The 19,593-nt window shown below is 64.4% G+C and carries 14 protein-coding genes and 1 pseudogene; 8 read left to right on the top strand and 7 right to left on the bottom strand.

Annotated elements, in window-relative coordinates:
• Positions 1-120: 120 nt before the first annotated feature.
• The 4 genes from FPV16_RS07585 to FPV16_RS07570 all read right to left on the bottom strand — a co-directional run bounded on the left by FPV16_RS07585 (position 121) and on the right by FPV16_RS07570 (position 4,131).
• Positions 121-1,284: an LLM class flavin-dependent oxidoreductase gene (locus FPV16_RS07585; RefSeq protein WP_227437583.1), complete on the bottom strand. Its 1,164-nt coding sequence runs from the start codon at positions 1,282-1,284 to the stop codon at positions 121-123.
• A 10-nt stretch (positions 1,285-1,294) separates the two neighbouring features.
• Positions 1,295-2,344 carry an ABC transporter substrate-binding protein gene (locus FPV16_RS07580; protein WP_227437580.1) on the bottom strand — a complete coding sequence of 350 codons (1,050 nt, stop codon included), beginning with the start codon at positions 2,342-2,344 and terminating at the stop codon, positions 1,295-1,297.
• Between the two features lie 41 nt (positions 2,345-2,385).
• Positions 2,386-3,063 carry an ABC transporter permease gene (locus tag FPV16_RS07575; RefSeq protein ID WP_227437579.1) on the bottom strand — a complete coding sequence of 226 codons (678 nt, stop codon included), beginning with the start codon at positions 3,061-3,063 and terminating at the stop codon, positions 2,386-2,388.
• Between the two features lie 159 nt (positions 3,064-3,222).
• The gene (locus FPV16_RS07570) at positions 3,223-4,131 is read right to left on the bottom strand and encodes an ABC transporter ATP-binding protein (RefSeq protein ID WP_227437577.1); all 909 of its coding nucleotides are present in this window, start codon (positions 4,129-4,131) and stop codon (positions 3,223-3,225) included.
• 269 nt (positions 4,132-4,400) lie between these two features.
• Between FPV16_RS07570 and FPV16_RS07565 the strand changes: the two are divergent.
• Positions 4,401-4,523, top strand: a pseudogene (locus FPV16_RS07565) (integrase core domain-containing protein); the annotation flags it as partial.
• 227 nt (positions 4,524-4,750) lie between these two features.
• Here FPV16_RS07565 and FPV16_RS07560 read toward each other — a convergent pair.
• Positions 4,751-6,091 carry an LLM class flavin-dependent oxidoreductase gene (locus tag FPV16_RS07560; RefSeq protein WP_227437574.1) on the bottom strand — a complete coding sequence of 447 codons (1,341 nt, stop codon included), beginning with the start codon at positions 6,089-6,091 and terminating at the stop codon, positions 4,751-4,753.
• 343 nt (positions 6,092-6,434) lie between these two features.
• Between FPV16_RS07560 and FPV16_RS07555 the strand changes: the two genes are divergently transcribed.
• From FPV16_RS07555 to FPV16_RS26265, 4 genes are read left to right on the top strand one after another with little or no spacing between them, the layout of a single operon-like run.
• The gene (locus FPV16_RS07555) at positions 6,435-8,057 is read left to right on the top strand and encodes an ABC transporter substrate-binding protein (protein ID WP_227437572.1); all 1,623 of its coding nucleotides are present in this window, start codon (positions 6,435-6,437) and stop codon (positions 8,055-8,057) included.
• 5 nt (positions 8,058-8,062) lie between these two features.
• On the top strand, positions 8,063-8,995 hold the full coding sequence (locus FPV16_RS07550) for an ABC transporter permease (RefSeq protein WP_227437570.1): 933 nt from the start codon (positions 8,063-8,065) through the stop codon (positions 8,993-8,995).
• The gene (locus FPV16_RS07545) at positions 8,992-9,903 is read left to right on the top strand and encodes an ABC transporter permease (RefSeq protein ID WP_227437568.1); all 912 of its coding nucleotides are present in this window, start codon (positions 8,992-8,994) and stop codon (positions 9,901-9,903) included. Before FPV16_RS07550 ends, FPV16_RS07545 begins: the two co-directional genes overlap by 4 nt.
• Entirely contained in the window at positions 9,900-11,594 is a 1,695-nt protein-coding gene (locus tag FPV16_RS26265) for an ABC transporter ATP-binding protein (RefSeq protein WP_319802225.1), read from the top strand. Before FPV16_RS07545 ends, FPV16_RS26265 begins: the two co-directional genes overlap by 4 nt.
• A gap of 201 nt (positions 11,595-11,795) precedes the next feature.
• Here the strand turns inward: FPV16_RS26265 and FPV16_RS07530 are convergent, their stop codons facing one another.
• A complete protein-coding gene (locus FPV16_RS07530) occupies positions 11,796-13,013 on the bottom strand; it encodes an MFS transporter (RefSeq protein WP_227437566.1) in 1,218 nt (405 codons plus the stop codon).
• Between the two features lie 105 nt (positions 13,014-13,118).
• On the opposite strand from FPV16_RS07530, the gene FPV16_RS07525 reads away from it, so the two are divergent.
• Positions 13,119-13,571, top strand: a complete 453-nt coding sequence (locus tag FPV16_RS07525; protein ID WP_227437564.1) for a winged helix-turn-helix transcriptional regulator — start codon at positions 13,119-13,121, stop codon at positions 13,569-13,571.
• Between the two features lie 788 nt (positions 13,572-14,359).
• On the opposite strand, the gene FPV16_RS07520 is transcribed toward FPV16_RS07525, so the two are convergent.
• Complete coding sequence (locus tag FPV16_RS07520; RefSeq protein WP_207410929.1) at positions 14,360-14,959, bottom strand: TetR/AcrR family transcriptional regulator; 600 nt, start codon at positions 14,957-14,959, stop codon at positions 14,360-14,362.
• A gap of 88 nt (positions 14,960-15,047) precedes the next feature.
• Between FPV16_RS07520 and FPV16_RS07515 the strand changes: the two genes are divergently transcribed.
• Both FPV16_RS07515 and FPV16_RS07510 read left to right on the top strand, forming a co-directional pair.
• Positions 15,048-16,307: an efflux RND transporter periplasmic adaptor subunit gene (locus FPV16_RS07515; protein ID WP_227437562.1), complete on the top strand. Its 1,260-nt coding sequence runs from the start codon at positions 15,048-15,050 to the stop codon at positions 16,305-16,307.
• A gap of 90 nt (positions 16,308-16,397) precedes the next feature.
• Entirely contained in the window at positions 16,398-19,592 is a 3,195-nt protein-coding gene (locus FPV16_RS07510; protein WP_227437561.1) for an efflux RND transporter permease subunit, read from the top strand.
• Position 19,593: the final 1 nt, after the last annotated feature.

Below are 19,593 nucleotides of genomic sequence, written 5' to 3'. Positions count from 1 at the left end.
ATTCACGTGACATGTGGCCAGAACCCGACGTGGCGCGCCTGATTTCATGGCAGCCCTACCAATGCGGATGCCTCAGGCCCTGCAAAAGTCCCGTCCCTTCTGGGTTCGGGGACGCGCCAGTCACTTTCGCAGTCCTGCCTGACGCATCAGTGGAAGGACGCGTGTTCCAAAGAATTCGAGATCGGGTTTGAAGTCGAAGAACGATATTTGCAAGCCGTCGCAACCGGCGCGCTTTAGGTTACAGAGTTGCTCCGTGACGTATTCCGGGCCACCGACGATATGAACATTGCCGCCGAGAATTCGATCCTGCGGAAGGTGGTTCTTCCATGCTTTGCTGTCAGCGAGGGCATGATGTCGGGCATAGCCCTCGACCGCCCCGTGATCCGCGTTCGTGACGATGCGATCGTAATAAGCCCATGCTTCCGCATCGGTTTCCCGGCAGACGATCATGGGGTTGATGATCGTTCGAAGATTGCGCCCGTATTTCCCCGCGGCCGCTTTGATCGCTGCTATGTGCTGTGGCAACGCAGGTAACGCGTTCACTAACTTGGCACCGGCAGGGCTTGTGATGAAAGCGATGTCGGAGTGCCGGCCCGCATAGTCAAAGCCGGCCGGGGAGCCTGTAGCGCTGACGAGGATGGGTCGACCGAAGCGCGGTTTTGGCCGCGCGAAGGCAGCATCGAGATGCCAATAATCTCCCGAGATTGTGACATCCTCGCTCGAACGCCAAAGCTGTTTCAGGATGGTTGCAAACTCATCGGCCATTTTATAGCGCAGGTCGTGCTCGATCTTCTTCATGCCGAACATAGAGGGCTCGCGCGGAGCGTAGCCGGTGACGATGTTGACGCCCCAACGGCCGGCCGCAATGTGGTCGAGTGTGGCCCCAAACTTAGCGAGGTGTAGCGGATGCCACGGGCCGTAGAGGATATGGATCGTCGAGATGAGAATGATCCGTTTTGTCAGCGCGGCCAAAGCCGTCGCAGTGATGAACGGATCGAGCGACTCTTCTCGAAACCTGGATACGCCGCCGTAACCGCCGTGACGGACCCACTCTGCCAGACCGAAGACGAGGTCGAATCCCAGCGCCTCAGCTCGCAACGTGAGCTCGGCGTTATAGTCGAAGGTCCATGACGTCGAGCGGGGTTCGAGAGACGGGGACCACGCACCGCTCTGAATTGGAAGAAACAATCCCAACATCAGAGGCTGCGCTAGGGCATGGGACAGCGGGCTTTCAGCGAAGCTTGCCGGCTCCGGAGGTTCCGGAAGGTCGAGCCGTAGATCCATTGCGCTTGCCTCAGGAGGTGATGGTAATACGGCTGAGATCGACGTGATCGCCTGCAGCGATCTCCCGCTGGGCGCGCTCCAGGGGGGCCATGTCGTAGAAGGGTGCGGCTTCAATTCGATTAGTCAGGAGCTTTTGGTCATGCAGGAAGTCAAGAACACCTTGGGTGTCTTGAACCTCCTGCGCGGAAATCAAGAAATCAAGCGTCTTAATCTCGGCCACTGGCGACCGTAGATAGCGGTCCGCTTTGTCTGCCGCAGTCAGAATTTTAGGGTCGAGGCGTGACGTCTTGCTGAACCAAGCGTCTGCTTGGTCAATGTTTCGTGAGGTCCACCAAGTGGCGGCGATCCAGGCCTTGAGGAATTTCACCGCTCCGTCCTGGCCGTAGCGCTGCAGCCACGGGCCCGAGAACCCCTGTATGCCAGACCCAGCCCCGAGGGGGGCCTGCCAGACGACACGGCCAAGCTTCTGCCGGATCAGGTTCTCGAAGGTGGGATCCCAGCTTGTCACCGCATCGACCGCTCCGGCTCGCATCGCGTCGGCCTGCTCAGCCACATCTTGGTTTACGATACGAATTTCCTTGAACGGCTCCCTCACGCCCGCGGCGATGATGGCCTGAATGCATCGCGGAAACACTGTCGTTGCGAATGGGCCGGAGAGGCGCTTGCCACGTAGGTCGGCGAGGTCACCTATGAAATCAGGCCGTGCGATCACGGCGAAACGCTGATCATGCGTGCGCTGAAGGACCTTCGATCCTGGAATCCTCGCCATTGCCCGCAGCGTCGGGGCATCCGCCGCGAAAATGTTGTCGATTGCGCCGGCCACGGCAGCTTCCGCCAAGGGACCGCCATAGGTAAACGTCTTGAAGCTCGCGTCGACGCCGTGCAGTTCAAGGATATTGGTGTGCTTGAGCGTCTCGAAGACGCTGCCACCTCCTGCCCAAAGTGACTGGTAGCCGAGTGTAACCTTGATGCGCTCCTGGCTGCGGGACCGGATTGGTGCAAGGCCTGAGAAAGCCCCGACCGCGAGGCTCGAGCCGACGAGAAATTGCCTACGCTGCATTGACCTTGATCCGCTTTAGAGTTGGCATGGAGTGTGGGACGTCACCGGCGACGAATGAGGAAATTTTCGAGTCCGAGCATGATGCCATTCATGCAGAGACCGACCAGCCCGATGACGACCATGCCGGCCAGAACCTTCTCCGTTTCGATCGTCGTGCGCGCGAGCTGGATCAGGTAACCAAGCCCCGAAGTCGACGAAATAAGTTCGGCAGCGATCACGCACATCCATCCCACTCCCAACCCGACGCGCAGACCCGTCAGGATGTACGGAAGGGCAGATGGCAGAAGCACTTTCCGCAGCGTGAGCCATCGACCGGCACCGAAACACCGTGCCACGCGCAGGTGGATTTCGGCGACGGAAAGCGCTCCCTGATAAGCATTGCTGAAGATCGGGAAGAAGGCGCCGAGGGCGATGATGAACCAAGCCGGCTGGTCGCCGAGGCCGAACCACAGGATTGCAAGCGGGATCCAGGCAATCACCGAGATCGGACGGACGAGGTCGATGAGGGGCAGGATATAGAAGGCCAGCCATCGGATACGCCCGAGAAGCAGTCCAGACGCAATTCCAACAGCCGCGGCGATACCGAAGCCGATCGTGACGCGCTGAATGCTCGCACGGGTATCCTCCCACAGCATCCCGCTCGAGGCGAGGTCGCGAAGTGCGCTCAGCACAGCCGACGGCGGGGGAACTAGGTTTCCGTTCAGCCATCCGGTGCGCACCCCCATCTCCCAGCTGGCCAGGAGTACTGGTATAAGGATGAAGCGTTTGACCGCGTGGGCGCTGCTCGTGATCAAATGCCCCGCAGTGTGTAGCGATGCTTTTACGCGCGGAGATATGGGTGAGGCGCGGTTGGCCGTCGCTAATGCTTCCGGCATGGTTCAAGCCCTCTCGCCATTCTGTGCTAGGACGCCTATGCGCAAACGGCGCGAAATCTCCTCCTTTAGGGCAACAAAGCGCGCATCGACGCGGACGGCGTTCGTCCGTGGCCGGGGGAGATCGACGTCGATCACAGTGTCGACGCGCCCGGGCCGGCCGCTCATGACGAGCACCCGATCGGCGAGGAAGACGGCCTCCTCGATGTTGTGGGTGATGAGGACGAACGTCTGATGGGAGACTGCCCAGATGCGAAGCAATTCCTCCTGCAATGCATCTCGCGTGATCGAGTCGAGTGCCGCAAATGGTTCGTCCATCAGAACGACACTTGGATCAGGCGCCAAGGCACGAGCCAAACTAACGCGCTGGCGCATCCCGCCTGACAGTTCGTCAGGGAAACGGTCCTCAAATCCACTCAAGCGCACGAATTCGACGAGACGAGCGATGGTCTGACGTCGCTCCAATTTTGCAACCGATTTCGCGCTCAAGCCGAAGCCTATGTTCTCGGCCACGGTCATCCAGGGATACAGACCATAGTCTTGGAAAATGACAGTTCTATCGGGACCGGGCTTCTCTATTGGCGCCCCTCTAAAGTGTGCATCGCCGCTTGATGGCCGGTCGAAGCCGGCCATGATATTAAGTAAAGTTGATTTTCCACAACCCGATGGACCAATCAAGCATAGAAACTCACCGTCCCGCACTTCGAAAGTTATATCTGAAATCGCCAAATTGCCGATAAGCGCTCTGCGTTCCGGATAGCTTTTACTAACGTTCACAAAATTGAACACAAAGCGCTTTCGATCTGCTTTTTGTCGGAACGCACCATAATTATTCACAGCCGACGCCGTATTGATTTTAAGAGAGGGAGGCGTCAGCCAGTGCCAGTAAGTACTGTGTATAAAATGATCGGTCATGGTAGTCAAAAGCAATATTTAGTTTTTATTCTCCGGCGCGAAGGATGCTTGTTCCTATAAAATTGCAATATGAATAAAATTTATCTTTGGATGGCGTGCAGACTTTGCCCTGGCTTTGTACACACATCGGCATGCGTTGGCCGGATTGTATGGGTCGATGGTGTCGCGACATTGTGTTGCCGCTGCTTCTGCCTTTCTCTCCCTTGCACCACATTCGGATAGGCTGATCGACGTCAGCCAACCGCAAACCTCCATGTGCGTCCTGTTCCGCGAGCAAGCGCATCGAGGAATGGAGGTGCCACTACAACGAAGATCGACCCCACACGGCCCTGGGCGGCTTGACGCCCCGAGCCTTCGCCAACCAAGCTGTCACAGCCCGAGAACTTGCATAGGCCGTGGACCACAAACGGGGTCAACCTCAGACCGACGATGCACTAACTTCGATCCTGGGCCACCGAATGGGGTCAGGTCACGAAGAGGCCCGAACTTCGAGGTCACAGTCAGCTCCGTTCAGCCTGCAAGGTCAGCAGGCTGAACGAAAACCTCCTCTTGCCGAGGTTCTGACCTCGATCGTGCCGTAAGCCCGCGCCGGTAGCGAGTTGGGGACAGATCGCTGGGTTCAGGCCGTAACTCGAACCTCCGGGCTATCCGCGAAACGGCTCGGCGGCCGGGCGAGACCGAGATGGTCCCGCAGAGTGGTTCCCGAATAGGCGGTGCGGAACAGGCCGCGCTTCTGGAGGATCGGCACAACGGCGTCTACGAAGGTCTCCAGACCGTCGGGCAGCACGTCGGGCATCAGGTTGAAGCCGTCCGCCGCTCCGGCCCGGAACCACGCCTCAATGTCGTCGGCCACGGCTTCCGGCGTGCCTACGATGATGCGGTGGCCGACACCGCCTCCGAGGGCCCGCAGCAATTCACGCACCGTGAGGTTGTCGCGACGGGCGAGCGCCACGGTTCCGAGGAACATGGTGTGGTTGGCATTGGCGGGCAGTGGCAGCGCGTCCGGCAGCGGCTTGTCGAGGGCGAGGCGATCAGGTGCGATTTGGAGCGTGCCGGCGAGACGCGCCAAGCTGTATTCGAGGGGAACCAGATCCCATAACTCGTCCTGGCGGCGGCGCGCCTCCGCCTCGGTACTGCCCAGGATGGTGGTGAGCCCCGGCAGGATGACGAGGGAATCCGCCGGGCGCCCGAAGCTGGCGGCCCGGGCGCGCAGATCTTGCGCATAGGACACTCCATCCGGGATGGTCTGCGACAGGGTGAAAACCGCCTCGGCGGTGGCCGCCGCCAGATCACGTCCATCCTGCGAGCCGCCGGCCTGAACCGTCACCGGGCGGCCCTGGGGTGAGCGCGGCACGTTGAGGGGCCCGTCGACGGAGAAGTGAGTGCCCCGGTGGCGGATGGCATGCACCTTCCCCGGGTCGACGAAGCGGCCGCTGGCTTTGTCGCCGATGAGGGCATCGTCCTCCCAGCTGTCCCACAGGGCGTGAGCGACCTCGACGAATTCCCGGGCGCGCGCGTAGCGCGTCCCGTGCTCGACGGCGGCGGTCAGCCCGAAGTTCCGGCTCGCGGCGGCATCGGCCGTGGTGACCACGTTCCAACCGACCCGTCCGCCGCTCGCGTGGTCCAGTGATGCGAAGCGGCGGGCGAGGTTGTAGGGCTCGTTATAGCTGGTCGAGGCCGTCGCGATCAGCCCGATCCGCGCCGTGGCCGCGGCGATGCTGGCCAGCACGATGGTGGGCTCCAGGGCATTGAACGGGCGGTAATCGAGGCGGTCCGAGATCGAGGGGGTGTCGGCGAGGAAGATCGCGTCGAACAAGCCCCGCTCGGCGACCTGGGCGACCCGTACGTAATGGGCGATGTCGACGAAGGCGTCGGGCTGACTGTCGGGCAAGCGCCAGGCCGACGGGTACACGCCCGAATGCAGCAGGTTCACGTTGAGATGCAGCTGGCGTGGAGACATCGGGAAGGTGATCCGTCGATCGCGGGGTGGGACGTGTCGGGGCGAGCGTGGCGCGGTGCGGTCATGTCCGGGAGACGATCCGGTTCTTCGCGCCGATGCGAGTCGAAGTTTTCGTCTCCGAAACGCCGGCTCGGCGCTGGTGAGTTTCCAAATAGCGCGATGCTGTCAGTTGCTTGGTATTTCCCAGTTGATTTTGGCTTCTGCGTCGCACTAGATCACGCCAGCTACAACTAGACCGGTCAAGATCAGAGATGAAGTCAAAAAATTCCCTCAGCATCAATTAGGGAATATTTTGCTCGCGTTGAGTCTGGTCGTAGACAAAGCATATCCCGAGCTGAGATTGATGAAAAAATTCGTTTCCTTGCTTACGCTGGCCACGATCTCCGCGACCGGGCTCGCTCCTCTGTCACCCGTCGATGCTGCGGAACCGCAGCCTCGGCCCGGCGGCTCCCTCACCTGGGGCGTGACGACGGAGCCGTCCTGCTTCGATCCGCATCGCTCGTCGCAGCAGGCCGCCTTCTTCGTGGCGCGCAACTACATCGACTCGCTGGTCGGCAAGAGGGCGGACGGGACCTTCGCGCCCTGGCTCGCCACGGAATGGACGATATCGCCGGACGGAAAGGTCTATACCTTCACCTTGCGCGAGGACGTCATCTTCCACGACGGTGAGGTGTTCGATGCGGCGGCGGTGAAAGCGAATTTCGACTTCGTGAAAAACCCCGCCAACGCAGCGAACGCCGTCGCGCTGCTCGAATATTTGAGCTCGGCCGAGGTGATCTCACCGCACGTGGTCAGGCTCACGCTCTCGAAGCCGGATTCGACGTTTCTTGAATCGGTTTCCAACGTCAAACTCGGCCTGATCTCGCCCAAGTCCCTGGCCAAGGGCGATCTCTGCGGCGGCGGTCCGTCCCTGGCCGGCACCGGCCCGTTCGTCTTCGAGCGTTACGTGCGCGGCCAGTCGGCGAGCTTCGTGCGTAATCCGCGCTACGCCTGGCCCCCCGGCTACGCGGCCCATCAGGGACCGGCCCATCTCGACGGGTTCAGCTTCCGGTTCCTGCCCGAATACGCCGTGCGCACCGGCGCCCTCACGTCGGGGCAGGTAGACGTCATCGAGGGCGTTCAGGCCACCGACGTGTCCCTGTTCGCGGACGATCCGCAGTACCGGCTCCTCATCGGCCCGTCGGGTGCCAGCACGTCCTTCACCCTCAACATCAACTACACCCGGGCGCCGGCCGACGACATCCGGGTTCGACGCGCCCTGCGCGACGGGTTCGATCCCGAGCCGATCGTGCGTCAGGTCTATCTCAGTCACGTGCCGCGGGCCTGGTCGATCATCGGGCCGGCAAACCCGGCCTACAACAAGGCTCTGGTGGGGGCCTGGGGCAACGACATCGCGGGCGCGAATCGGCTGCTCGACGAGGCCGGGTGGACGCAGCGCGACGCGCAGGGGTTCCGCACCCGGGAGGGCCGGCGCCTCACCCTCGATGTCGGGTATCCGCAACCCTACGTGCGCGACAACCGGGAGATCCTCATCCAGGGCATCCAGGCAGCCTTGCGCAAGAACATCGGGTTGGACCTCAACCTGCGCATCGTCACGGCGGGCGAGTACGCCAAGGGCAACGCCACCGGCACTTGGTCGATCTATCCCAACACCGACAACCCCGCCGACCCGGCCCGCGAATTATGGGACATGCTCGGCTCGAAGGGCTTCCTCTACACGAAGGTGTCCAATCCCGACCCGGAGATCACCGGCCTGATCGATCAGGCCCTCCAGGCGACGGACCCGGTCGCCAAGCGCGCGCTCACGGACCGCATTCAGGTCCTGGGCGTCGAGAAGGCGTTCATCGTCCCCCTGTTCGCGCCGAGCTGGTTCCTGGCTGCGAAGACGGCCGTGCGCGGGCTGGGCTTCGAGGCGGGGCTCGACTCGCCGTCGAACGCCTACGACGTCTGGCTCGCAAAGGAGTAGCCCCCATGGGTTCGCGCGCCCTCTGGTCCCGCGTCGTCGCACGCCTGGGCACGAGCATCATCGTCGCCTGGGCCAGCGTCACGGCGGCCTTCCTCGCCCTCCATGCGCTCCCGGGCCGGATCGAGGACATCCTGGCGGGCGACATCGATACCCCGGGGCTGCGCGAGGCCATCGCCGCCGAATGGGGGCTCGATCAGAGCCTGCTCGCGCAATATTGGGCCTTCCTATCCCGCATCGCCGGCGGCGACCTCGGCACCTCCTACGTCCTGCGCCAGCCCGTACGCGAGATCGTCGGCTCGCAACTCTGGCCCACGGTTCAGCTCGCATTGACGGCAGGCGTGCTGGCGGTGGCGCTCGCCGTGGCGGTGGCGCTTCTCACCGCCGGGCGGGGCCGGCTGTCCCGGAAGGTCGCCTCCGCCATTGAACTCGTCCTGGCCTCCACCCCGGTCTTCTGGATCGGCATCCTGCTGCTGATGCTGTTCTCCTTCACCTTGCGGTGGTTTCCGGTCTCGGGAGCGAATGGCTGGCAATCCCTGGTCCTACCCGCGATCGCCCTGGCGCTGCCCACCGCCGGCCTTCTGGCGCAGGTGCTCCGGGAGGCCATCGAGAAGGCCCTGGACCAGCCCTTCGTCACCACGATCCGCGCCCGTGGGGTCGGCGAACTCACGATCCGGACCCGCCACCTCCTGCGTCACGCCTCACTGCCGGCCGTCACCCTCGGCGGCTGGCTGATCGGTGGGCTGCTGGGTGGCGCGGTCATCACCGAAAAGGTGTTCGGCCGGCCGGGACTCGGCAGCGTCACCCTTGGCGCGGTGCTGACCCATGACATTCCAGTGGTGCTCGCGGTCGTGCTCCTCGCCGCCTTCATTCACGTTGCGGCCTCGACGCTCCTCGACATCCTGTACCTACTGATCGACCCGAGATTGAGGACCGCATGACTGCTTCCGCTCGCATCGCTCCTCCCTCTGGCTTGCTCCACGAGCCCGGCGCGCCCGCGCGGGCCGGACATGATCCCGCCAGCGTCGCGTTGAACCGGCACCGCGCCTATCCGCTTCCCGTCCTGGGCTCTGCCCTGTTCCTCGCCGCCCTTTTCGCTGTAGCGGCGGCGCCCGGCCTCTTCACGGCCCACGACCCGCTGGTTGGCGATGTCCTGGAGGGCCTGAAGGCGCCGGACTGGGCCCATCCCTTCGGCACCGACCGGCTCGGCCGGGATGTCCTCGCCCGCACCTTGTACGGGGCCCGCTACTCCCTGCTGATCGGCCTCGGCGGCATGACGGTCTCGGTGCTGGCGGGCGTCTTCCTCGGGATCCTGGCCGGCCAGCGCAACCGCTTTCTGGATGAGGTGACCTCGCGCCTCTTCGACGTGCTCTCGTCGTTTCCCGGCGTTCTCCTGGCCATGTTGGTCGTCACCTTCCTCGGCCAGGCCATGCTCAACATCGCCCTCGCGGTGGGCATCGCGGGCATTCCGAAGTTCGGCCGCATCGTGCGCGCCCAGACCCAACTGGTCCGCGATGCCGATTACGTGACGCAGGCCGCCATCTACGGACTCGGCCGGCGCCAGATCTTCCTCCGACACGTGCTGCCGAACGTTCTGGTGGCGGTCCCGGTGATCGCCACCGTGTATATCGGCAGTACCATCCTGACCGTGTCGGGCCTTAGCTTCCTCGGCCTCGGCCCACAGCCGCCGACCCCCGAATGGGGCGTCATGCTGGCCGAGAGCCGCGATGTTCTGCGCGTCGCCTGGTGGCCGGCGGTGTTTCCGGGCGCCGCCATCACCCTGACGGTCATCGCCTTCAGCACCGTCGGGGTCTTCCTACAAAAGCGCTTTGAGGGACGCATCGCATGAGGGGCGCGGCCGAGGCCTCAGCCACCGGCGCGCTTCCGCCGCTGGTCGACATCCGCAACCTGTCCATTGGCTTCGGTGGGCCGCCCATCGTCCAGGGGGTCGATCTCGTCGTCCGGGCCGGAGAGTGTGTCGCGCTCGTCGGCGAGTCCGGGTCCGGCAAGAGCTTGACGGCGCGCAGCCTCCTGAACCTCGCTGGCGCGGGCGCGACGGTGGAGGCCCACCGCTTCCACCTTCAGGATCGCGATGCGAAAACCTTCGGGGCCGCCGACTGGCGCCGCCTGCGCGGCACAGTGACGGGCCTCGTGATGCAGGACGCCCTGGTCTCGCTCGATCCGCTGCGCACCATCGGGCAGGAGGTGGCGGAGGTCCTGTCCGAGCATCGCCTCCTGGCGGGACGGAAAGCCATCGGGGCGCGCGTGCTCGACGTCCTGGCCCGGGTGGGAATTCCGGACCCGGAGCACCGCGCCAGCCAATATGCTCACCAGCTCTCCGGGGGCCTGCGCCAGCGCGCCCTCATCGCCTCGGCCATCGCGGGCGAACCCGACCTGATCATCGCCGACGAGCCGACCACCTCTCTCGACGTGACGGTACAGGCGCAGGTTCTGCAGGTGCTCGCGGAGCGGGTGCGGGCGGGTGCGGGGCTCCTGCTCATCAGCCACGATCTCGCGGTGGTTGCCGGGATCGCGGACTGGGTACTGGTCATGCGGCACGGCCGGGTGGTCGATAGCGGGCCGACGGCGGAGGTCCTGACGCGGCCGCGCCACCCCTATACCAAGGGTCTGATCGCGGCGATTCCTTCCTCCGCCTCGCGGGGTCGCCGGCTCACCGGGGCGGCTCAGGCAATTCACTGGGATGGTGGTGATCCGAGACCTGCTCCCCGCCAGGAGGTCGTCCTGGAGGTGCGCGGGATCGCAAAACATTACGCGGGGGCCGCGGGCTATGGCCGCCCGGCCTTCGCCACGAAGGCCCTTGATGATGTGAGCTTCGTGGTGAAGGCCGGCGAGGTCGTGGGCCTCGTGGGTGAATCCGGCTCGGGAAAGTCGACCTGCGCCAAAATCGTCCTCGGTTTGCTGGCCCCGGATCGTGGCAGCGTCCGCCTCCTCGGGCAGCCTTGGAGCGGCATCCCGGAAACGCAGCGGCGCGGGCTTCGCCCGCGCCTGCAATACGTCCCGCAGGACGCTCTGAGCAGCTTCGACCCGCGATACCGCGTTTCCGACATCATCGGGGAGAACCTCGCAAGTCATGCACACGCGGACAGGGCCGCGCGCGTGGTCGAACTTCTCGAGCAGGTCGGCCTGGCCGCCGACATTGCAGCGCGCAACCCGTCCTCCTTATCGGGAGGTCAACGCCAGCGCGTCTCGATAGCCCGGGCGCTGGCAGCCGAGCCGGCCCTCATCGTCTGCGACGAGCCGGTCTCAGCCCTCGACATCGGCATCCAGGCCCAGGTACTCGATCTACTCGCGGATCTGCGGGCGCGCCTCGGAACGGCGCTCCTGTTCATCTCCCACGATCTGGGGGTCATCCAGCATCTGGCGGACCGTGTCCTCGTTTTCTACCGCGGGAGGCTGGTGGAACAGGGTCCGGTAGAAGAGATCCTGGCACATCCGACCGATGCCTACACGAAGGCGCTTCTAGCCTCGCAGCCACGCCTTGAACTAAACCATGCTTTCGCCAGTACTGGAGTTCCATAAACCGGCTCCTGACAGTAGGGCCGCTGCGCGGGCTCATGGTTTCTACGAACGACCGCATCTATGAGTTGTGTAGGATTGCTCGTACGGCGTAGTTGAGTCGAGAACCGCCGGGCCGTTCAAAGGCTGGGTCGGGTGGTGAGCGGACCGGCCGTTCTCCGCAACGATCGAGGATGGAGTTGCCGTTCCGGTTGGATCACCGAGTTACGTTCGATACGTCCGGACCGCGCGCAAAGTGAACACCCACACGAGCATTGCAGCGGCGCTGAAACTCGCGCCAAGTACTGAGACACCGGGCCAGCCAGCCCGGGCATAGATGGACGTCGCAGCAACGGCGCCGAGGGCGCTGCCCACGGAGTAGAACACCATGTAGCCGCCGATGAGCCGGCTGCTGGCTTCGGGACGAAGGGAGACGATGAGGCTCTGGTTCGTCACATGAACGGCCTGCACGGCGAGATCGAGCAGGACGACGCCAAATATCAGGGCCGGAATTGATACCGGTAGAAGCGCAATCGGCGCCCAAGATACGAGCAGGAGCATGAGAGATACGCCTGTCGTCCACCGACCGTGGCCTCGGTCCGCGAGCCGCCCGGCCCCCGTCGCGGCCATCGCTCCCGCCAGGCCCACGAGGCCGAACAGGCCGATCCAGGTATGGGAGTAGGAGAAGGGCGGCGCACTGAGCGGCAGCACCAGCGCGGTCCAGAATGTGCTGAACGACGCGAAGACCAGAAGCGCGAGAACACCGCGAACCAGCAAGACCGGCTCGCTGAGGAAAAGGATGGGGACGGAGCGGAGGGCGGCGACATAGCTCCCGGTGCCGGACGGGATCCGATGCCGTGGCAGGACGCGCACGAGCAGGCCGACGAGGGCGAGCGACAGGCCGGCGGAGACTAGATAGACCGCTCGCCAGCCACCGAGATCGGCCAGTATCCCGGCCGCGAAGCGCGCCGCCAGGATGCCGATCACGATGCCGCTCGTGACTGTACCGACCACCCGGCCTCGTTCGGTCGGTGTCGCGAGCGTCGCGGCGAATGCGACCAGGATCTGAACCACGACGGCGAGCAACCCAACCGCCGCCATGCCGGCGAACAGGATCGCTCCGGTCTTGGCCGTGGCCACTGCCGCCAGCGCGAGCACCGACAGAAGCCCCTGGCCGAGGATGAGGCGACGGCGGTCGATGAGATCGCCGAGCGGCACGATGAAGATCAAGCCCAGCCCGTAGCCGACCTGGGTCAGGGTCGCCACGAGCCCGATCACGGCAGGCGAAATGTCGAACTCTCGCGCCATCGCATCGAGCAGGGGCTGGGCGTAGTAGATGTTCGCGACGCTCAAGCCGGCGGCGACCGCGAAAATCAGGATCGTCGTCTTGGGCAGTTGCCCCTTCGGCTCGGGAGCGATCCGTCCATCTTTTCCGTGTGGCATGGCGGTCCCGTCGATGAAATCCAATCTGGTTTTACTTTGAGACCACTTGTGATCCGCTCATTCCAGTTCTAAATTGAGACCAGCTTGGAACGGGAGTGTACCTTCGTGGCAAAGCGCGTCAGCCTCTGGAACGCCGGGTGCCCGGTTGCGCGCGCGCTCGATGTCATTGGCGACTGGTGGTCGCTCCTCATCATCCGCGATGCTTTCGACGGAGTGCGGCGCTTCAGTGAGTTCCAGAATGGTCTCGGCATCGCCAAGGGTATGCTGGCGACCCGCCTTCGCGACCTGACCGAACGGGGAATTCTGGAGACGGCGCCCGCCTCGGACGGGACCGCCTACCGGGAATACGTACTGACGGAGAAGGGGCGCGGCCTTTTCCTCGTCATCGTCGCGCTTCGCCAGTGGGGGGAGGCTCATCTCTATGAGCCGAACGATCGCCGGTCTCGCTTGGTCGATCGTGAAGTCGGGGCTCCGGTCGCTCAACTCGCCTTGCGATCCGCCGATGACCGTCGTCTGGGTTGGTATGACACGCGGGTGCTGAAGTCGGACGTCACCTGACACTCGAACACTGCAGCACGACCAGGAACGCGTCAGCGAACCACCTCAATGGCGAGCGCCAAATCCTTCCGTAGCATCGCCATCCCCTGGACCGTTTTCCTCCTGTTCCAACATGGAATAATCAACCAGTAAACGCTGAAAGGGAGCGAAGTCGGTCGCTTCAGGGTAAGTGTTATCACGTTTGATGGCCGCACGATATTTGGCGATTACTGGTCCGCCTCCCGGTCGAAACCCGCCGTCTGCGCAGAGCTTAATGTCTACGGCGATCCTAATCCCATTCGATCAGCAATTTCTGCGCGGATCTCGTCACGCTTGGCCACCTGCTTGTTCACGATACTCTTCCCCACGCGCCATAACAGGCTTCTTCCCAGGTAACCGCACGACGCCAAATATGGCTCCCCGCGGGGCGCCATCTTTATGCGGGAATGCGGTTCCTTAGACAGCTTAAATGAATGCACTTCCTTCCATAGCTAAACTCACGCTGCATCCAAAGCGTATGATAAAAGCTCAGACTTTCTTCAAATTCAGGCGTTGCAGTATTCGGCCTTGAAGGCTGAAATTGGGTCAGTATCCTTTGTCGAGAAGAACCCATGCGTTGGTTGGCTTGCGGCCGTCAGTGTGACCCCGTCGAATCACTTCCGGCAAATGTTCTGTATTGCAAGGTAGGTCTGAGTAAGTTCGGGACTTGCTGGTCTTCTCTACTGCCGGAGCGGGTAGTTTGCGGGCATGCAGCTTTCAGAAAGGAAAGTGCCGGAATCTGCGGCCTGCAGCCCTGTTCGACCGAGCGTTCAGTCCCTACCGCTCCTGGCGAAGGCCCCAAGCGAGACGCGCGCCACCTCTCGCAGGGCCTCGCGATTGGCCCCCGACGACGCGATGACGCCCATGCCAGAGGCCACCGTCGACAGGAATCGCGCCAGCGCCGCAGGATCCGCGTCCTCCGGCAGATCGCCGTCGGCCTTTGCCTGAATGAAACGCCCGAGGAGTTCCGTCTCCGACTCGGCCCGGCGCGAGGCCAGCTCGAACGGGATGTTCTCCGAGCCGGCGCCGCAGGCGAGTCCGCCCTGGACGAGAAGGCAGCCGGGTGGATTGGCCGGGTCGGTATGGCTCTCGGCAATGCTGCTTAGGAAGCGCTCGGCCACGTCGCGCGCCGTGGCGCCGGCGAGTACGTAGCGCATGTGCTCCGACCGCCGCAGCGCGTAGCGATCGAGGGCGGCCTTGAGGAGGCCCTCTTTGCTACCGAAGGCTGCGTAGAGGCTCGGCGCCTTGATGCCCATCGCCTTCGTCAGCATGGCGAGGCTGGCGCCATCGTAGCCGTGACGCCAGAACACCTCCATCGCCTCGTCGAGGGCTTTGTCCCTATCGAAGGACCTGGGTCGCCCCATCACCATTGTCAGCTGGCTCCAACTTTTATAACGAGTGGTAGATAAGTCTCTTGACGCCCGCCGTCCACGCCGACATGTGTAGCGAACTCTACAGATGTCGGAGTCGGCCGTGAACCCTTCGCCTCACGCTTCCCCTACCCGTTCCGGTTTTCGGCGCAGCCTCGCGGCCGGTGTTGCCTTCGCTCTTCTGGCGGGCGCCTTCGTTCAAACCCTCCCCAGCCTGACGGCGCACGGAACGGAGGCGGTCGCCGCACCGTCGCCGGCCGAGCCCGCGACGCCGGTGCCCGTCGCCACCGTCGCGCCTCGCCCGGTCGTGCTGTGGGACGAGTTCTCCGGCCGACTCGAAGCGGTTGACCGGGTCGACGTCCGGGCACGTGTTGGCGGAGCGATCCAGGCGACGCACTTCACCGAGGGCGAACTCGTCAGGCCCGGCGACCTGCTGGTGACTATCGACCCCGCACCCTACGCCACCGAAGTCCATCGCCTGGAGGCACAGGCCGCCGGCGCCGAGGCGCGTCTCGCCCTCACCGCAAGCGACTTCGAGCGTGGACAGCGGCTTTCCGACCAACGCATCGTCACGGCCCGCGATCTCGATGTCCGCGCCAACGCGTTCAAGGAAGCCAAGGCGAGCCTTGACGCTGCCAAGGCGACGCTGGAGGCCGCCCGGCTCAACCTCAGCTACACGGAGGTGAGGGCCGCAGTCGGCGGACGCGTTGGACGCCGTGAGATCACGCCGGGGAACCTCGTCGCCACTGGCGCGGGCGCTGCTGTGCTGACCACCCTCGTCTCCGTCGATCCCGTCTATGCCAGCTTCGACGCGGACGAGACCGTCGTCCTCAAAGCCCTGGCCTCACTGGCTGACCCCTCGGGCAAGCGCGGCAGCCTCGACCGCATCCCGGTCGAGATGCTCACCGCCGACGGGGCGCGGGCGCGTGGGCACCTCCAGTTCATCGACAACAAGGTCGATGCGCGAAGCGGCACCATCCGGGTCCGCGCAAGCTTCGGTAACAGCGACGGACATCTCATCCCGGGTCAGTTCGCTCGCATGCGCCTCGGCCAGGCCGCACCCGAAACACTGCTGCTCGTGGACGAGCGGGCGGTCGGCACGGATCAGGACAAGAAGTTCGTGCTCGTTGTGGGGGCCGACGACCGCGCAGAGTTCCGTGCCGTCACCCTCGGCCGGTCCGTTGACGGACTGCGCGTCGTGAACTCCGGCCTGTCAGGCGGCGAGCGCATCGTCGTCAACGGCCTTCAGCGGCTCCGGCCCGGCATGCTCCTCCGGCCCGAGCCGGTCGCCATGGGCGCGCGGCCGCAGGACTCCGCAACGGCTCCGCGCCGAGTCGCGCAGAACTGACGGGCGGCGCAGGCCGCTCTCCCCGATCGGACTTCTACCCGGCGGCCGCCATGCGACCGCTCTCTCTCCCCGTGCGCCCAGGAGGGCGGCATGAACCTCTCGAAATTCTTCATCGACCGGCCGATCTTCGCAGGCGTGCTCTCGGTGCTCATGTTCATCATGGGCCTGATCTCGCTCTTCGCGATGCCGATCTCCGAGTATCCGGACGTGGTGCCACCCTCGGTCGTCGTGCGCGCGACGTTCCCAGGCGCTAACCCCAAGGTCATCGTCGAGACGGTGGCGACGCCGATCGAGGAGCAGATCAACGGCGTCGAGGGCATGCTTTACATGTCGAGCCAGGCCACGACCGACGGCATCATGACGCTCACCGTCACGTTCCGTCTCGGCACTGACCCCGACAAGGCCCAGCAGCTCGTACAGAACCGCGTCTCGCAGGCCGAGCCGCGCCTGCCGGCCATCGTGCGCCAGCTCGGCATCGTCACGGTGAAGTCCTCGCCGGACCTGACCATGGTGGTGCACCTCGTCTCGCCCAACGGGCGCTACGACATGACCTACCTGCGCAACTACGCGGTGCTGAACATCAAGGACCGGCTCGCCCGCCTCGACGGCGTCGGGCAGGTGCAGCTTTTCGGCTCTGGCGACTATTCGATGCGCATCTGGCTCGACCCGCAGAAGGTTGCCGAGCACGGGCTGTCGGCCGGCGACGTCGTGCGCGAGATCCAGGCGCAGAACGTGGAGGCGGCGGCCGGTGTCATTGGCGCCTCGCCGGCAATCCCGGGACTCGACGTCCAGCTTTCCCTCAACGCCGAGGGGCGGCTTACCACTGAGGAGCAATTCGGCGACATCGTCGTAAAGACCGGGGAGAGCGGTGAGATCACCCGCCTGCGCGACGTCGCCCGGATCGAGCTCGGAGCTTCCGACTACGCCCTTCGCTCGCTTCTCGACAACAAGTCCGCCGTGGCGCTGCCGATCTCCCAGTCGCCCGGCTCGAACGCGATTCAGATCTCCGACGAGGTCCGCCGGACCATGGCGGAGATCAAGCAGAACATGCCCGAGGGCGTCGACTACGAGATCGTCTACGATCCGACGCAGTTCGTGCGCGCCTCCATCGAGGCTGTGATCCACACCCTGCTGGAGGCCATCGCCCTCGTCGTCCTCGTGGTAATCCTGTTCCTGCAGACATGGCGGGCCTCGATCATCCCGCTGCTGGCGGTGCCGGTCTCCATTGTCGGGACTTTCGCGGTGATGCACGCCTTCGGCTTCTCCATCAACGCGCTCAGCCTGTTCGGCCTCGTGCTCGCCATTGGCATCGTGGTCGACGACGCCATCGTGGTCGTCGAGAACGTCGAGCGGAACATTGAGAGCGGCCTGTCGCCCCGCGATGCCAGCTACCAGGCCATGCGCGAGGTCTCCGGCCCGATCATCGCCATCGCGCTTGTGCTCGTGGCGGTGTTCGTGCCGCTCGCCTTCATCAGCGGCCTGACGGGCCAGTTCTACAAGCAGTTCGCCCTCACCATCGCCATCTCGACCGTCATCTCGGCGGTCAATTCGCTGACCCTGTCGCCGGCTCTCTCGGCGCTGCTGCTGAAAGACCACCACGCCCCCAAGGACCGCCTGACTCGCATCCTGGACGGGATGCTCGGCTGGTTTTTCCGGCGCTTCAACCGCGTCTTCGGCCGGGCCTCGGATGGGTACGGGCGAGGCGTCAGTTTCGTCGTCTCCCGCAAGGCGACAATGATGGTGCTCTACCTCGTCCTTGTCGGTCTGACCGTGGTGCTGTTCCGCCAGATCCCCGGCGGCTTCGTGCCGGGCCAAGACAAGCAGTACCTCGTTGGCTTCGCGCAGCTGCCGGACGGCGCGACCCTCGACCGGACCGAGGAGGTGATCCGCCGCATGAGCGAGATCGCCCTGAAGGAGCCCGGCGTCGAAAGCGCTGTCGCCTTCCCAGGCCTCTCCATCAACGGCTTCACCAACAGTTCGAACTCAGGGATTGTGTTCTCCACCCTGAAGCCATTCCAGGAGCGCCGCTCGCCTGCCCTGAACGGCGGCGCCATCGCCCAGTCGCTCAACAAGAAGTTCGCGGCGATCCCCGAGGCCTTCATCGCGATGTTCCCGCCCCCGCCTGTGAACGGGCTCGGCACCATCGGCGGCTTCAAGATGCAGATCGAGGACCGGGCCGGCCTCGGCTACGAGGCCTTGAACGAGGCGACCAAGGCGTTCCTGGCCAAGGCCGCCCAGGCGCCGGAGCTCGCGGGCCTCTTCTCGAGCTTCCAGATGAATGTGCCGCAGCTCTTCGCCGACATCGACCGGACGAAGGCGCGCCAGCTCCGGATTCCTGTCACCGACGTCTTCGACACGCTGCAGATCTATCTCGGCTCGCTCTACGTCAACGACTTCAACCGGTTCGGCCGGACCTACTCGGTCCGGGTCCAGGCCGACGCGCCCTTCCGCGCCCGCTTGGATGACATCGGAGCGCTGAAGGTGCGGGCGGGTTCCGGTGAGATGGTGCCGCTCGCGGCCCTTCTCCGCGTCCGGCAGACGGCCGGCCCGGAGCGCGCCATGCGCTACAACGGCTTCCTCTCGGCCGACATCAACGCCGGTGCGGCACCGGGCTACTCGTCGGGCCAAGCCCAGGCGGCGGCCGCCCGCATCGCGGCCGAGACGCTGCCGCGCGGCTTCGCCTTCGAGTGGACGGACCTGACCTACCAGGAGTTCATTGCGGGCAATTCCGGGATGTGGGTGTTCCCGCTGGCCCTGCTCCTCGTCTTCCTCGTGCTTGCCGCCCAGTACGAAAGCCTGGCCCTGCCCCTCGCCATCCTGCTGATCGTGCCGATGGGCCTGCTCGCGGCGATGTTCGGGGTCTGGCTCTCGGCGGGCGACAACAACGTCTTCACGCAGATCGGCCTGATCGTCCTCGTCGGCCTCTCGGCCAAGAACGCCATCCTGATCGTGGAATTCGCCCGCGAACTTGAATTCGTCGGCCGCACGCCGCTACAGGCCGCCATCGAGGCGAGCCGCCTGCGGCTGCGCCCGATCCTGATGACCTCAATGGCCTTCATCATGGGCGTGCTGCCCCTGGTGACGGCCACTGGTGCCGGCTCGGAAATGCGCAGCGCCATGGGCGTCGCCGTGTTCTCCGGCATGATTGGTGTCACTGCCTTCGGCCTCTTCCTGACGCCGGTCTTCTACGTCCTCCTGCGCCGCCTCAGTGGCAACCGGCCGCTCAAGCAGCATGGTGACAGCGCACCGATTGTTCATCAGGAGCGGATCACGGAGGCAGCATAGT

Origin of the sequence: Methylobacterium sp. W2 (genome assembly GCF_020662345.1) — a bacterium.
GTDB lineage: Bacteria > Pseudomonadota > Alphaproteobacteria > Rhizobiales > Beijerinckiaceae > Methylobacterium.
Note: the sequence above shows the minus strand (reverse complement) of the source record. Positions and strands in the feature narration are given on the sequence as shown.